The organism is Amycolatopsis sp. CA-230715, assembly GCF_018736145.1.
Classification (GTDB): Bacteria; Actinomycetota; Actinomycetes; order Mycobacteriales; family Pseudonocardiaceae; genus Amycolatopsis.
The window spans coordinates 8354741-8369098 of the sequence record NZ_CP059997.1 but is presented as its reverse complement, the minus strand read 5'-3'; the positions used below and the strand labels follow the sequence as shown (position 1 = coordinate 8369098).

The window sequence follows — 14358 nt, the reverse complement described above, 5'->3', positions numbered from 1 at the left end:
CAGGGCGTTTGAGCACCCTCGTTGACTAGTGATGTGATCACTAGTAGGTTCATCACTATGAGCCCGGTGAAGCGCCCGTCCCCGCTCCTGTTCGTCGTGCTCGGGCTGCTCCTGGAAAGTCCGATGCACCCGTACGAGATGCAGCGCCTGCTCAAGGAACGCCGCAAGGAGCGGGTCGTGGCGATCGACCAGCGCAGCAGCTTCTACCAGGCGATCACCCGGCTCGAACGGGATGGGCTGATCGAGGTGAGCGAGGTCGTGCGCGAACCGGCGCGACCGGAGCGCACCGTCTACGCGATCACCGCGCTCGGCCGCACGACGTTCCAGGTTTGGCTGCGCACCATGCTGTCCGCGCCGAGGGACGTCTTCCCGGAGTTTCCGGTGGCGATCTCGTACCTGCCCCTACTGGAGGTCGAAGACGCGCTCGCCTTGCTGGAGACGCGGCGCGACGCGCTCAAGGAACGGCTCGCGGACACCGAAAAGGTCCTGTCGGAGGGCAAAGCGGTCCTCCCCCGGCTCATGCTGCTCGAAGAAGAGGTCCAGCGCGCCGTCGTCGCGGCGGAACTGGACTGGCTCAGCTCCTTGCTCGACGACATCCGCGGCGGCGAGCTGACCTGGTCCGCCGAGCTCGTCGCCGCGGAAATCGCACGGCTCAGCCCGCCGAGAACCGACTGACGCATTCTTTGCACCGAACAGAAACCTGGGGGGCCTTGTCATGCCCGGAAAACCGTTCCACGTCCTGATCATCGGCGCCGGCACCGGCGGAATGGCGCTGGCGCACGCGCTCAAGAACAACGGCGTGAGCGTCGCCGTCTACGAGCGCGACCGCACCCGCCTCGACTTCTTGCAGGGCCATCGCGTCGGCATCAACCCCGAGGGCACGCGGGCGCTGCGCGCATGCCTGTCACCCGAGCTGTTCGACACGTTCGTCGCGACCTGCGCCGCGCCGATGCGTCGCGGAACGCTCTACACCGAGAAGCTCAGCGAGCTGGTCTCGCTCGACTTCCCCCTCGACCGCGACGCTTCGAACAGCGAGAAATCCGTCAGCCGCGTGACACTGAAGCAACTCCTGCGCACCGGCGTCGACGACATCCTGCACTTCGGGAAGTACTTCACCCACTACGAGCACGAGGCCGAAGGCCGGATCACCGCGCATTTCGAGGACGGCTCCACGGCGACCGGTGACGTGCTCGTCGCCGCCGACGGCACCCGGTCGCGCGTCCGGGCCCAGTACCTCCCGCACGCGAAGCTCGACGACGCCGAGATGGTCAGCGCCGCGGGAAAGGTGCCGCTCGACGACGAGGTCCGCGCGCTGCTCCCGCCGCACATGACCGACGGCATGTCGATCGTCCTCGCGCCGCGCGGCCGCTTCTTCCTCCTGCACACCATGGAGTTCCCGTGGGACGACGAGCGGAGGCCCAAGAACGGGATCGGCGGCAAGGACGCCGAGCTGATCTCCGCGTGGCCCGGCTTGCAGTTCGACAACACCACCGACCACCTGATCTGGGGTATCGCGCTGCCACCCGCACTCAGCCCGGCCGGATTGGCGAAGGCAGCGGGCACGGAGGTCATCGAGATCGCGAAGGAGATGTCAGCGGGCTGGTCCCCCGTGCTGCACCGGCTCTTCGAGCTGAGCGATCCCACCACGTGCGCGGTGTCCACGCGCCAGTCGACCTCGGTGCCGATCCCGGCGTGGGAAACCAGCGGGGTGACGCTGCTCGGCGACGCGATCCACACCATGACACCAGGTCGCGGCGTCGGGGCGAACACCGCGCTCAAGGACGCCCAGCTCCTCGCCGACCGGCTCGTCGCGGCTCACCGCGGCGAGATCGGGATCGTCGAGGGCATCCACGAGTACGAGACGCGGATGATCGAATACGGGTTCGACGCGGTCCGCGAGTCGTTGAAGTTCTACGGCAAGGACAACCCGCTCAACGGCCGCGTCGGCGGCAGGGCGCTGCTCGCCCTGGTCCGCGGCGGCGCGAGAGCGGTCCAGGCGCTGCCACCGGTGAAGCGCAAACTGGTCCACCGCATGCTCGCCGACCGCGGAGCCACCACGCCGGAGCGCCCGTCCCCCTGACCCGAGCCCCCGCTTTTTCACATGCGCCGTCGCCGGTGCGCCGGAGAGGTAGTCTCGGTCGGCCACTTCGCCGAGGCCACCGACTCACCCGTTTGGCGCAGAGCGTGGCAAACGGACAGCCATCTGGTAACTCTGGGTGAAACTTACCGCCGACTCACACCGCTTCGTTAGCATCCGCACATTTGTTCAGAGCTGCGCGTCCCGATCAGCCCTTGAGCACATCTCCTCATCAAGTCCACAAGACGAGTGAGGTCCAGTGATGAGCACAGAGGGACTCTCCATACCCGGAATCTCAGTCGGCCGCCCCGGCGCGGGGGTGGCCGGCCGGATACGCCACCGGAACAGAACGACGCTGCTCGACGCGGTCCGGCAGCGCATGACGCCGTTGCTCCTCATCATCTTCGCGATCATGATCGCGGTGCTCGACGTGTGGCTCGGGATGCCGAAGAACGCGCCGGGGTACTCGATCGTGCTCTCCGCGGCGGCCTGCCTCGCGCTCCCGCTGGGGCGCTGGCTGCCGTTCGTGGGCGTGATCGCGACCGTGCCCGGTTTCCTGACCGGCTGGTCGCAGCTCGCGGCGATGATCGCGCTCGGCATGCTCGCCACCCGGAAGCAGTTCCACTGGCAGACCTGGGCGGGCGCGGGCCTGGTGTGGATGTGCCGCTTCGTGAAGTGGCCGCTCACCGACTTCGCCGACATGAGCTGGCGCGCGCACGTGCTCGACGCGATCTACGGCGTGCTCGTCGCCGGTATGCCGGTGGCGCTCGGCCTGCTGATCTGTGCCAGGTCGGAACTGTCCCAGCGGCTCGCCGAGCTGGCCACGAGCCGGGTCCGCGAGCGGCGGCTGCACGCCGACGCGGTGCGCGCGGAGGAGCGGGCGCGGCTGGCCCGCGAGATGCACGACGTGGTGTCCCACGACATCACGCTGATCGCGATGCAGGCGGGCATCCTGGCGAACGCGGACGCGGCGGGCACGTCTCCGGAGGCGAAGCAAACCGCGCAGATCATCCGGCAATTGAGCACCAGGACGCTCGAAGAACTGCGCTCACTCGTTGGAGTGTTGAGGTCTGGACAGGAGGACGACGGACCTCAACCAGGAGTCACCGAACTGTCGGAGCTCATCCGGGGATGCGATGTACCGGTGCAGCTCAGCGTCGAGCGGATCCCCGACGCGCTGCCCAACAAGGTGTCCGCGGCGGCCTACCGGACCGTCCAGGAATGCCTGACCAACGTGCACAAGCACGCCCCCGGCGCGACGGCGATCGTGCAGGTGATCGGTGACGAGGGTGCGCTCCGCGTCGAAGTCCGCAACGAAGGGGCACGACAGCCCGCGACGTTCCTGCCCTCCGGCGGCTACGGCCTGACCGGGATGGCGGAGCGGGCGCGGCTGCTCGGCGGCAGCTTCGAGACGGCGGCGACCAAGGACGGCGGGTTCGAGGTGCGCGCCCGCTACCCCATCACCACCTGAAAGCGAGCAGCGCGAATGGGGGCCGGGCGGATCGAGAATCCACCCGGCCCCCATTCGGCTAGCCGAAAACGCCGCGCCTGACCGGAAAAGCTGCGTCGAGCCGGAGAAATCAGATCTCGCGACGCTGCCGCAGGCGTTCGAGCGCCTCGGCGAGAATGGCCTCGCCATCGGCGTCGCTGCGGCGTTCCTTCACGTAGGCGAGGTGGGTCTTGTAGGGCTCGGTCCTCGGCGCCGCGGGTGGGTTCTGCTCGTCCTGCCCGCCGGGAAGACCGCACCGCGGGCAATCCCATTCCTCGGGAATTTCGGCATCCATCGCGAACGACGGCTGCGCCTCGTGCCCGTTGGCGCACCAGTAGGAAATCCGCCGGCGCGGAGCGGACTCGCCGCGCTCCGACTCACCCGAAGGACCGGCACCGACCCTGGTGCCTCGAATCGCGTTACCGCCAACCATGAATCCTCACAGTGTCTGATTCAAGACGCGCGTCGACTCGCGCCCTGCACGGCCGTGGCCGTGGAATCGGCGGCGCACCCCCCAATTAGGCACGCCCGGTGTACTCAGACCTTCTCAGACCTTCAACAGCAGGCCGAGACCCACGATGCTGATCAGCCAAACCGCGCCGAGCAGCAGCGTGATGCGGTCGAGGTTCTTCTCGGCCACACTCGAGCCGGCGAGGCTCGACTGCATACCGCCACCGAACAACGACGACAGACCGCCACCACGGCCGCGGTGCAGCAGCACGGCGACCACCAGGAAGATACTGGTGACGATCAACAGGATCTGCAGGAAAAGCTTCATCTCGTCCTCTGGGTCCGCGAAGGTCTGAGGTGTCAGATTACCGGTTGCCACCCCGATCAGGGCAGCGGCCCACCCGCTGCCATTGCGCAGAGTTTGGTGAACTCGTCGGCGTCCAGGCTCGCTCCCCCGACCAGGGCACCGTCGATGTTGTCGCATTTGACCAGATCGCCGATATTGCCCGACTTCACCGAACCGCCGTAGAGCACCCTGACCTCGTCCGCGACCTCCGCGCCGTACTTCTCCGCGAGCGCGGCACGCAGCGCGGCGCACACCTCCTCGGCGTCCGACGGGGTCGCGACCCGGCCGGTGCCGATGGCCCACACCGGCTCGTAGGCGACGACCACGGTCTTGACCTGCTCGACCTTGAGGCCCTTCAGCGCGGCCAGCAGCTGCGCCGTGGTGTGCGCGATGTGCTCCCCCGCCTCGCGGACTTCGAGCTGCTCGCCGACGCACAGGATCGGGGCGACGCCGTGCTTGATGGCCGCCCGCACCTTCTTGTTGACCAGCTCGTCGTCCTCGGCGTGGTACTCGCGCCGCTCCGAGTGCCCGACCGTGACGTAGCTGCAGCCCAGCTTCGCCAGCATCGGGCCGGACACGTCCCCGGTGTAGGCACCGGAGTCGTGCGGCGACAGGTCCTGCGCGCCGTAGGTGAGCTTGAGCTTGTCGCCGTCGGTCAGCGTCTGCACCGTGCGGATGTCGGTGAACGGCGGCAGCACCGCCACGTCGACCTTCGCGTAGTACTTCTCGGGCAGCGAGAAGGCGATCTTCTGCACCAGCGCGATGGCCTCGATGTGGTTGTTGTTCATCTTCCAGTTGCCCGCGATGAACACCTTGCGCGCCATCAGGAATCCTCTCCCAGCACCGAAACGCCCGGCAGTTCCTTGCCCTCGAGGTACTCCAGCGACGCGCCGCCACCGGTCGAGATGTGCGAGAAGCCGTCTTCCGGCAGGCCGAGCTGGCGCACCGCGGCGGCGGAGTCACCGCCGCCGACGACGGTGAACGCGTCGCTGGCCACGAGCGCCTCGGCGACCGCCTTGGTGCCACCGGCGAAGGCCTCGAACTCGAACACGCCCATCGGGCCGTTCCAGAACACCGTCTTCGCGTCGGAAAGCTTGCCCGCGAACAGTTCCCTGCTCTTCGGGCCGATGTCGAGGCCCTGCCGATCGGCCGGGATCGCGGTCGCGTCGACGACCTCGAACTCCGCGTCCCCGGCGAACCGCGTCGCGGCGAGCACGTCGACCGGCAGCACGAGTTCGACCCCGCGCTTCTCCGCCTCGGCGAGAAAACCCTTGACCTGGTCGAGCTGGTCGGCCTGCAGCAGCGACTGGCCGACCTCGTGGCCCTGCGCCTTGAGGAAGGTGTACGCCATGCCGCCGCCGATGAGCAGGCGGTCGACCTTGGTCAGCAGGTTGGCGATCACGCCGAGCTTGTCCGAGACCTTCGCGCCGCCGAGCACGACCGCGTACGGCCGCGCCACGTCGTCGGTCAGCTTCTTCAGCACTTCGAGCTCGGCGAGCACGAGCCCACCGGTGTAGGCGGGCAGTGCGCGCGCGACGTCGTAGACCGACGCCTGCTTGCGGTGCACCACGCCGAACCCGTCGGACACGAAGGCGCCACCGGGCACCAGCGCGGCCAGTTCGGCGGCCAGCGCCTCGCGCTCACCGGCGTCCTTGCTGGTCTCGCGCGCGTCGAAGCGCACGTTCTCCAGCAGCGCGACCTGACCGTTCGCCAGGCCGCCGACGGTCTTCTTCGCCGACTCGCCCACCAGGTCACCGGCGAGCGGGACCTCGGCGCCGAGCAGTTCGCCGAGCCGCTCGGCGACCGGGGCCAGCGAGAACTTCGGGTCCGGCTCGCCCTTGGGGCGGCCGAGGTGCGCGGTCACCACGACCTTCGCGCCCGCGTCGGCGAGGCGCTTGATGGTCGGCAGGGCGGCGCGCACGCGGCCGTCGTCGGTGATGGAGTCCCCGTCGAGGGGGACGTTCAGGTCGGATCGCACCAGCACGAACCGCCCCGAAACGTCCCCGCCAAGCAGGTCTTCGAGAGTCTGCACAGTCATCTTCCGGGTCAGGAGAGCTTCGAGCCGACGAGCTTCACCAGGTCCGCGAGGCGGTTCGAGTAGCCCCACTCGTTGTCGTACCAGCCGACGACCTTGACCTGGTCGCCGATGACCTTCGTCAGCGGCGAGTCGTAGATGCACGAGGCCGGGTCGGTGACGATGTCCGAGGACACGATCGGGTCGGTGCTGTAGCGGAGGATGCCCTTGAGCGGGCCGTCGGCGGCGGCCTTGTAGGCGGCGTTGATCTCGTCGATCGTGGCGCTCTTCTTCAGCGACACGGTCAGGTCGGTGGCCGAGCCGGTCGGCACCGGGACGCGCAGCGCGTAGCCGTCCAGCTTGCCGAGCAGTTCCGGCAGCACCAGGCCGATGGCCTTCGCGGCGCCGGTCGAGGCGGGCACCACGTTCAGCGCGGCGGCGCGGGCGCGGCGCAGGTCCTTGTGCGGCCCGTCCTGCAGGTTCTGGTCCTGCGTGTACGCGTGGATCGTGGTCATCAGGCCCTGCTCGATGCCGAAGGCGTCGTTGAGGACCTTGGCCAGCGGGCCGAGGCAGTTGGTCGTGCACGAGGCGTTCGAGATGATCGTCTGCGAGCCGTCGTACTTGTCGTCGTTCACGCCGAGGACGACGGTGAGGTCCTCGCCCTTGGCCGGCGCGGAGATGATGACCTTCTTCGCGCCACCGGCGATGTGCGCCTTCGCGGCGTCGGCGTTGGTGAAGAAGCCGGTCGACTCGACGACGACGTCCACGCCGAGGTCGCCCCAGGGCAGGTTCGCCGGGTCGCGCTCGGCGAACGCCTTGATGGTCTTGCCGCCGACGACGATGCCCTCGTCGCTGGTGGAGACCTCCTCCGGGAAGCGGCCCAGGATGCTGTCGTACTTGAGCAGGTGCGCCATGGTCGCGACGTCGCCGAGGTCGTTGAACGCGACGACCTCGATGTCGTGGCCAGCGGCCTGCACGGCACGGAAGAAGTTGCGCCCGATCCGGCCGAAGCCGTTCACACCTACGCGAACCGTCACTGCTGCCACTCCTCTGGTGCTCGACCGGGGCACGACCCCGGTGAAAGACTGCGGACTCGCGGCCACCCTAGCGTGCTGGCCTGCGGCTCCTTGACTGACCTGACGAGACTTCCACCACTCGCGTCACCGGTCAAGAATCGATCAAGAAATCGATCAAGGCGACGCCAGCTCGCGCTCCAGCGGTGTCCGGAACTTCGGTGTCACCCTGGTCTCCCCCAACCATCGGGTGAGCCGGGCCGCCTCCGCCCCGATCGCCGCCTCGGCCTCGGCGCCGACGTCGGCCAGGAGCCGGAACACGACCTCGCCGCCCGGCCGCTGCGCCCACGCGCCGACGATCCGGCCGTCGCTCCACACGCTCGGCCCGATGTTGCCGGTGCGGTCGAACAGCGCCTCCTTGTGCCCGCCGAGGTACCAGCCGCGGTCCGACCAGCCCATCGGCGTCGGGTCGAGCGCGGGCAGGAGCGCCACCCACGGCGACTGCTCCGCGACGGGTTCGACGTCGTCGGCGAGCGCGATCCCCTGCTGCCCGTCCAGATCGGCTTCCACCACGTCGAGCCGGGCGATGGCCTTCTTCACCTGGCCCGCCGTCCATCCAGTCCACCAGCGCAGATCGGTAACGGGCGCCGGTCCGAACGCGCGTAACCAGCGCTTCGCCAGTTCGGCGCGGGCGTCGTCGGGCTGCCACTCCGGCAACGCGGAGCCGAGCCAGCCCTCGATCGTCGACCACCGGTACTGCGTGCTGAGCCACGACCCCCTCGGCCTGCCGCGCACGGCCCTGCCGGTGGCGGCGAGCAGGAACATCACCCGGCTGGTGATCGCGCCGATCGCTTCGTACGGCTTTCCCGGCGCCATGCGCAGCTGCTGCTTCAGCCTCGGTTCGTCCTCGGTGAGATCCTGCGCGAACGCTTCACCGCGCTTCGCGAGCGCCCGCGCCGTCGACTCCGCCACGTCGGCGAGCCAGGCTTCGGCGTCGGCCACCGGCTCCGGATGCCCCACCTCGGTGAGATGTTTGACGAGCTGGCGATGCTCCTTCACCGCGATGTCGTCGGTGCACGCGGCCTGCACGATCCCGGCGGTCTCGACGTCGAAGACGAACACCGTGCGCCGCATGCCGAGCATCCGGACGAGCGAGCGGTCTTCGTACAACGCGCGCTCGGTGTCGGCGGTGGTTCCGCGCGACCTGGCGGCGACGGTGAGGTGCACGGTCGCCGGATCGGTGGCGTGCAGGGCGAGCAAGCTCGCGGTGATCTCCTCCGGCGAGCGGCCCGCCGTGGCGAGGTGGTGGCGGACACCGAGGCGGGCGCGACGCTGCGCGGCGCCGATCTTGACGGGTTTCGTGGGCACGCGGATTTCCTACCACCGGGCACCGACAAACCCCTAGGCCGGCGAAACGGTGTCAAACGGGGATTTTCTCGCGTTCGCCGGGCTGACGTTCCTGATGATCGTGGTCCCCGGCCCCAGCGTGCTGTTCACGATCAGCAGGGCGCTCACCGTGGGCAAGCGCGACGCGCAGCCGCACCGGGCTACGGGACCCCGCTCAGCGCCCCGAAAGTGACCTTCAGGGCATCTACCGCCCCGAAAGCCACCTTCGGGGCAACGATCTGGCGGTCACCTTTCCTCGCGCAGGGCGAGGGCGAGCAATCCCGGGAACGCGACGTCGAACTCCTTGCGGCGCAAGCGGTTGAGTCGCCTCGGGCCCTCGTCTCGCTGTTCGACGAGACCGGCCGCGCGCAGCACCGCGAAGTGGTGGCTCCTGGTCGCCTTGGTGACCGGGAGGTCGAAGGTGCCGCACGCCTTGGACCAGTCCGGCTGGCCGTCGAGCGCGCGCAGGATCGTCCTGCGCACCGGATCCGCGACCGCGGTCAGCGCGTCCTGTAGGGACACCTCGGCCGGGTCGGTGTGCGTGAGACCGCGCGCACGCGCGGATCGCGCGGTGTTCGATTGCCCAGTGTTCGATTCTCGTCGTACACTCATCTGGTCGACCTCCATCGAACACTCTACCCGCGGAGCGCCCATGCCCAGCAAACTCGACATCGTCTTCGGCCCCGCCGCCGAGAACCGCCTCCACGAAGCCACCGAGCCCGGGTTCGGTGGCGCGCTCGCGGCGCTCGAATCGTTCTACTTCGCCTTCAACCACCGCGATCTCGCCGCTTTCGGACGCGTGTGGACGGACGATCCGCTCGCCCAGCTCAACAACCCGCTCGGCGGCATCCTGCGCGGCGGGCAGGCCATCACCGAGCTCTACGACAAAGTGTTCCACGGCCACGCGAAAGTGACCGTGACGTTCTCCGACGTCGTCGCCTACCACGACGAACACCACGCGATCTTCGCCGGCCGCGAGACCGGCGAGTACACAGTGGACGGTGGCGCGCCGGTGCCGCTGGCGATCCGCACCAGTCGCTACTTCCGCTACGAGAACGGAAGGTGGGCGCAGTTCCACCACCACGGCAGCATCGACGACGCGGCCGCGCTGGCCGCCTACCAGGACGCGGTCAGCTCCCCGGCTTGACGAACAGCCTGGTCGCCGAGATCCGCGCCGTGCCGTCGGCCTCGGTCAGCTCGTCGAGCTGGTTGCGGATCGTCGCGTCCACGGACAGGTACTTCCGGCCCGCCCGCAGGTCGGCGTCGTTGCGCAGGCGGACGATGAGCGGGAACTCGCTCAGCGCGCCCGCGTCGAACAGGCCCGTGGTGTAGATCAGCTGGACGCCCAGCGCCGAGGCGACGACCCGCTGCAGTTCCAGCAGGTACCCGGCGGAGGCGCGGCCGATCGGGTTGTCCAGGAACAGCACGCCGGAGTGCCGGTTGCGCATCCGGCCGCGGTTGTTCGCGCGCAACGCGGCGAGCGTGCAGTACAGGATGATCGCCGCGGTGAGCTGCTGCCCGCCGGAGAACACGTCCCTGATCTCCGAGACCCGCTGGCGTTCGGTCCGCAGCACCGAGTCCGGTTTGAGCATGTCGACCCGGAACCCCTTGGGCACGGCGGCGTGCACCCCGCGCAGGACGAGCGACATGCCGTCGCGCTTGACGTCGCGGCCGTCGCTGGTCTTGCCGATCGCGGCTTCGTCGACCACCTGGCCGAGGCTTTCGGCGAGCACGTTCTCCTCCGGATCGGCGAACCGGATCCGCAGGAACTCCTGCCCCGACCAGTCGCCGAGCCCTTCTGGGAGCCGGGAAAGCCGCTGCGCCGAGCGGAGCAGGCGCAGCGCGCCGTCGACCATGCCCTGCAGCCTCGCCACGATCCCGGACCGGTGCCGGTCGATCTGCGCGAGATCGTCGGTGAGGGTGCGCAGCCTCGGCCGCAGCGCGGTCGTCCACTCGGCGGCGTTGCCGGGAAGGCTGTCGCGGCGCACCGAGATGATCTGCTGGCGCACCGGACTGCTGAGCTTTTCGAACCGCTTTTCGGTGGCGTACTGGGCGAGCGCGTCAGCGGCGCCGCGCACCCGCTTCTCGGCCTTGTCGACCGCGGCGTCCGCCTCGGTAAGCGCCGAGGCAAGCCTGCTGTGCCGGGACTGCGCCGAATCGACGTCACCGTCGAACGGGTTCTGCTCCTCGTCCTCGGCGGTGTCGTCCACGAGATGGGCCATGGATTCGGCGAGCACGCGGAACCCGGACGCGGACGTGGTGGCGTAATCGAGCGCGTGCTCGGCCTCGCCGCGTTTCGCCTGCGCCTGCTCCCACGCCCGCGCCGCGGTGCTGGCCTCCTCCGCCGCGGCCTCGATCAGTTCGCGCCCGTGCTCGATGTCGCGCGGGCGGCCGTAGTGCTCGAGCGAAGCGGGTTGCTTCGGCAACTGGTCCAGTTCGGCCTTGCGCGTGGCGACGAGGCCGATCACCTCGCCCTGCTCGCGTTCCAAAGAGGACACTGCTCGGCCCGCGCGCGCCAGCGCGGCGGCACGCGTGGCGGCGTCGGAGCCGTCCGGGGTTTCGAGCAACTCCCCCGCGAGCTTGCGGACACGCGGATCGAGCGACTCCAGCGCGGCGCGCGCGGTCGACTCGGCGCTTTCCGCCTGGTCGAGTTCGGCGCGCAGATCGCTGCCGACCTCCACCTTCGCGTAGGCGTCGCTCGCGGAGGCGAACCGGCGGCGCAGCGCGTCGACCGGCTCGGTCGGCACCGGGTCCTCTTCGGACACCGAGCCACCGCCGGGGACCTCGGCGAGTTCGGCACGCGCACTGCTGACCGTGCGACGGTGCCCGTCCGCGGTCCGCTGCTCCTCCGCCACTTCCTCGCGCAGCCGCGCGGCGCGCGCCGTCGCGGACGCCGCCTCGGCTTCGGCCTGCCCCGCGATCTCGTCGGCCCTGCTCGCCGCGTCCGTCCACTCGGGAATCTTCGCGACCCTGGCCGCGAGCTCGGTCAGCGCGCGCGAGCGCTGCTCCCCTTCGCGCACCGCGGAGCGCAACGCGGGCACGGTCTCGCGCAACCGGGTACGGCGATCAGCCAGTTCGGCCAGTGCCTTTTCCGCGGACTCGGCTTCCTTTTCGGCATCGGCGAGTTCGGTGGCCGCGTCCTCGGCGGTCTGCGCCAGCACCGCCAACGCGCCCGGCGGGTAGTCCTCACGCCACGCGCTGAGCTTCCATTCGAGTGCTGCGTCATCACCGACCGCGGTCGAAAGCGCTTCGAGCCGCTTCTGGCGGCGGCCGCTGCGGGCGGCGATCGCCTCGCGCTCGGCGTCGGCCGCGTCCTCGTCGTACATCGCGGGATTCGGCTGGACGAGGAACTCGACCCCCGCCGCCGCACCGTTCCCGGTGTCGCGGGCCGCTTCCGTCGTCGCGATCGGGAGCACGACGCTCGGCAGGAGCTTCGCCTCGGCGAGCGCCTTCTTCGCGCGCGGGATCTGCTTGACGTCGTTGACGAGCACGCCGCCGACGAGGTGCGGCAGCTCCGCCAGCACCCGTTCCCGACCCTTGGCGTCCATAGTGGACAGATAGCGCCAGCCGGACCACGCGGTGACCCCGGCCGCTTCGAGCACCTCCAGTACCTCTTGGACTTCCGGCGGCGGGGGCAGGAGCCCGCCGCTGCCCAGTGCGCCCAGGGCTCGCTCGTCGACCGATTCTTCGATGCGCAACGCGGTTTGCTCGCGCTCCGCCTCCGCGCGCGCTTCGCGCAGGCGGTTCAGCAGCGAGGGCGTGTCCGTCTCCGGCTGCACCGTTTCGCCGCCGAGCAGTTCGAGCAGCCGCGCGTTGGCGGCGAGCGCGTCGGTCCGCTGGTTCGCCTTGCCGAGATCGCTCCGCGCGGTCTCGCTCCGCGAGCCCGCCGTCGAAACCCGTTGCTGCGCTTGGTGCAACGCGGCCTGCGCCTGCCCGTAGTCCTCGGCGATCCGCTCGAGTTCGGCTTCCTTCGCCGCGAGTTCGTCCGCGGCCTGCTCCGACCGTCCGCGCGCTTCCTGTGCCGCCGCGACGACTTCGGACCCGTCGCCGAGCAGTCCGTCGCGAACGGCCTGGCGGATTTCCCCGCGCGCCTCCTCGATCCTGGCGGTGAGCTGCGCGTGTTCGGCGCGGTGCTTCGCCGCGACACCGGTCGCTTCGTCGCGTTGCCGCTGTGCGTCCGTGGCTTCGGTAGTGAGCGCGCCCACCCTGCTCTCGGCGGCGTCGGCCTGTTCCCCCGCCTGCGCGGCGAGCGCCAGCAACCCGCGCGCGAGCGCCGACGCCGCCGCGTTCCTCGCTTGCAGCGCGGGTTTGGCGTCCTGCTCGCGCTCCCCCACCAGCGCCCGGATGTCCGCGGCTTTGCGCACCGCGTTCACGTGGGACAGCACGGTCGAGGTCTCGCGCCACGCCTCCGCGTCCACGCGCGCTTCGGCGAGTTCGGCATCGATGCGCTCGCGTTGCTTCGTCGCCTCCGCGAGCTGCAGATCGGCCACCACACGGCGCAGTTCCGTGACGACGGCGGCGAGCCTGCGGTGGTCACCCTCCGCCAGCTTCTCGGCCTCGCGTGTTTCGTCGACGTGCGCGCGCAGCCCGTCGAGCCGCTCGGACTCGATCCGGTGCCGCGCGGTCACCGCCGAGGCCAGCTCGCGCGCGTCGACGCGGGCGCGCTCGGCGAGCTTGCGGGACGCGGCCGCCATCGCCTCCTCTTCGGACAGTGGCGTCAGCAGTTCGAGCGCGCCGGCCACGAAGTCGCGTTCGGACAGCAGTTCGCCGCGCTGACCGAGGTTGTGCGCGTAGGTCTGCACCACCTCGGCGAGATCGCGCGGGTCGTCCTCGGCGATGACCGCCTTCAGCAGGAACTCGACGAACGCGTCGTCGTTGCTGAAGTTGAACGCGTCGGCCGCCTCGCCCTCCCCCGCGTTCATCGCGCGCTGGTACCGGAACAGCTCGGTGTCGAGGCCGAGCGTGTCCAGCCGCGAGGTCCATTCGTGGTGGCGGCGGGTCCAGAACAGCTCCAGCTCGGGTTCGGCCCGGTGCGCCTCGTCGAGCTTCTCCTGGAACCCCGACATGGTCAGCAGCCTGCCGTCCACGGTCAGCGGCAGCGTCTCCAGGTCGAGCGAAGTGCTGGGGTGGAAGCAGAACCACGAGTCGATGAGGTTCGCCGGATCGGCCGAGGTGACGTGCCCGCGCCATTCCGACACCTTGCCGGTGATCACGCGCTGCCCGTTTTCGGTGTGCTGCCATTCCAGCACCACGTGCGAAACGTCCTTGGCGGCGACGAACTTTTCGAGCACGCGGGTGCTCGTGGTGCCGACGACCTGGCGGCGTCCCGGCAGCATCACCGAGAAGATCAGCTTGATCAGCACGGACTTCCCGCCACCGTTCTCCAGGAACAGCACGCTCGCCGGCGACGGGCGGCGCGGCAGGCCCTGCTCGGCGGAGTGGATGCCCGCGCTGAACAACGCGTCCTGCGACGGCGTCTTGACCACCTCGCCGACCCCGGACAGGTCGAGTACCACGTCCTGGTACCGCGCACCCGCCGGACCGACGGAGTGCAGGCGCACCCGCGAAAGTTCGTACATCTCC

12 protein-coding genes and 1 pseudogene are annotated in these 14358 nt (G+C 69.7%); 5 read left to right on the top strand and 8 right to left on the bottom strand.

The window, feature by feature from the left end; translation table 11 throughout:
• The first annotated feature begins 57 nt into the window (after nucleotides 1-57).
• From HUW46_RS39440 to HUW46_RS39430, 3 genes are all read left to right on the top strand, one after another.
• On the top strand, nucleotides 58-675 hold the full coding sequence (locus HUW46_RS39440) for a PadR family transcriptional regulator (RefSeq protein ID WP_215543779.1): 618 nt from the start codon (nucleotides 58-60) through the stop codon (nucleotides 673-675).
• 40 nt (nucleotides 676-715) lie between these two features.
• Complete coding sequence (locus tag HUW46_RS39435; protein WP_215543778.1) at nucleotides 716-2080, top strand: FAD-dependent oxidoreductase; 1365 nt, start codon at nucleotides 716-718, stop codon at nucleotides 2078-2080.
• A gap of 259 nt (nucleotides 2081-2339) precedes the next feature.
• A complete protein-coding gene (locus tag HUW46_RS39430; RefSeq protein WP_215543777.1) occupies nucleotides 2340-3548 on the top strand; it encodes a sensor histidine kinase in 1209 nt (402 codons plus the stop codon).
• Nucleotides 3549-3657: 109 nt separating this feature from the next.
• Here HUW46_RS39430 and HUW46_RS39425 read toward each other — a convergent pair whose 3' ends face one another.
• From HUW46_RS39425 to HUW46_RS39400, 6 genes are all read right to left on the bottom strand, one after another.
• Nucleotides 3658-3999 (bottom strand): RNA polymerase-binding protein RbpA, encoded by a 342-nt coding sequence (locus tag HUW46_RS39425; protein WP_215543776.1) that lies wholly within the window; start codon nucleotides 3997-3999, stop codon nucleotides 3658-3660.
• 114 nt (nucleotides 4000-4113) lie between these two features.
• Nucleotides 4114-4344: a preprotein translocase subunit SecG gene (gene secG / locus HUW46_RS39420; protein ID WP_215543775.1), complete on the bottom strand. Its 231-nt coding sequence runs from the start codon at nucleotides 4342-4344 to the stop codon at nucleotides 4114-4116.
• 56 nt (nucleotides 4345-4400) lie between these two features.
• Nucleotides 4401-5186, bottom strand: coding sequence for a triose-phosphate isomerase (tpiA, locus tag HUW46_RS39415; protein WP_215543774.1), 786 nt, complete (start codon nucleotides 5184-5186; stop codon nucleotides 4401-4403).
• Nucleotides 5186-6394 carry a phosphoglycerate kinase gene (locus tag HUW46_RS39410; RefSeq protein WP_305861164.1) on the bottom strand — a complete coding sequence of 403 codons (1209 nt, stop codon included), beginning with the start codon at nucleotides 6392-6394 and terminating at the stop codon, nucleotides 5186-5188. Before HUW46_RS39410 ends, tpiA begins: the two co-directional genes overlap by 1 nt.
• 14 nt (nucleotides 6395-6408) lie before the next feature.
• The gene (gap, locus tag HUW46_RS39405; RefSeq protein WP_215543772.1) at nucleotides 6409-7413 is read right to left on the bottom strand and encodes a type I glyceraldehyde-3-phosphate dehydrogenase; all 1005 of its coding nucleotides are present in this window, start codon (nucleotides 7411-7413) and stop codon (nucleotides 6409-6411) included.
• Between the two features lie 153 nt (nucleotides 7414-7566).
• A complete protein-coding gene (locus tag HUW46_RS39400) occupies nucleotides 7567-8757 on the bottom strand; it encodes a winged helix DNA-binding domain-containing protein (protein WP_215543771.1) in 1191 nt (396 codons plus the stop codon).
• Between the two features lie 49 nt (nucleotides 8758-8806).
• Here HUW46_RS39400 and HUW46_RS49150 point away from each other — a divergent pair.
• A pseudogene (locus HUW46_RS49150) lies at nucleotides 8807-8923 on the top strand (LysE family translocator); the annotation flags it as partial.
• A 98-nt stretch (nucleotides 8924-9021) separates the two neighbouring features.
• Here the strand turns inward: HUW46_RS49150 and HUW46_RS39390 are convergent.
• Entirely contained in the window at nucleotides 9022-9297 is a 276-nt protein-coding gene (locus HUW46_RS39390; protein ID WP_442860884.1) for an ArsR/SmtB family transcription factor, read from the bottom strand.
• Between the two features lie 130 nt (nucleotides 9298-9427).
• On the opposite strand from HUW46_RS39390, the gene HUW46_RS39385 reads away from it, so the two are divergent.
• On the top strand, nucleotides 9428-9922 hold the full coding sequence (locus HUW46_RS39385) for a YybH family protein (RefSeq protein ID WP_215543769.1): 495 nt from the start codon (nucleotides 9428-9430) through the stop codon (nucleotides 9920-9922).
• On the opposite strand, the gene HUW46_RS39380 is transcribed toward HUW46_RS39385, so the two are convergent.
• Nucleotides 9906-14354, bottom strand: a complete 4449-nt coding sequence (locus HUW46_RS39380; RefSeq protein ID WP_215543768.1) for a hypothetical protein — start codon at nucleotides 14352-14354, stop codon at nucleotides 9906-9908. The genes HUW46_RS39385 and HUW46_RS39380 overlap by 17 nt on opposite strands.
• Nucleotides 14355-14358: the final 4 nt, after the last annotated feature.

What these genes read in the sequence shown, in the direction of transcription:
- HUW46_RS39385 (WP_215543769.1), top strand. Translation starts at nt 9,428, where the DNA reads ATGCCCAGCAAACTCGACATCGTCTTCGGCCCCGCCGCCGAGAACCGC.
- HUW46_RS39425 (WP_215543776.1), bottom strand. Translation starts at nt 3,999, where the DNA reads ATGGTTGGCGGTAACGCGATTCGAGGCACCAGGGTCGGTGCCGGTCCT.
- secG (WP_215543775.1), bottom strand. Translation starts at nt 4,344, where the DNA reads ATGAAGCTTTTCCTGCAGATCCTGTTGATCGTCACCAGTATCTTCCTG.
- HUW46_RS39435 (WP_215543778.1), top strand. Translation starts at nt 716, where the DNA reads ATGCCCGGAAAACCGTTCCACGTCCTGATCATCGGCGCCGGCACCGGC.
- HUW46_RS39380 (WP_215543768.1), bottom strand. Translation starts at nt 14,354, where the DNA reads ATGTACGAACTTTCGCGGGTGCGCCTGCACTCCGTCGGTCCGGCGGGT.
- HUW46_RS39440 (WP_215543779.1), top strand. Translation starts at nt 58, where the DNA reads ATGAGCCCGGTGAAGCGCCCGTCCCCGCTCCTGTTCGTCGTGCTCGGG.
- tpiA (WP_215543774.1), bottom strand. Translation starts at nt 5,186, where the DNA reads ATGGCGCGCAAGGTGTTCATCGCGGGCAACTGGAAGATGAACAACAAC.
- HUW46_RS39430 (WP_215543777.1), top strand. Translation starts at nt 2,340, where the DNA reads ATGAGCACAGAGGGACTCTCCATACCCGGAATCTCAGTCGGCCGCCCC.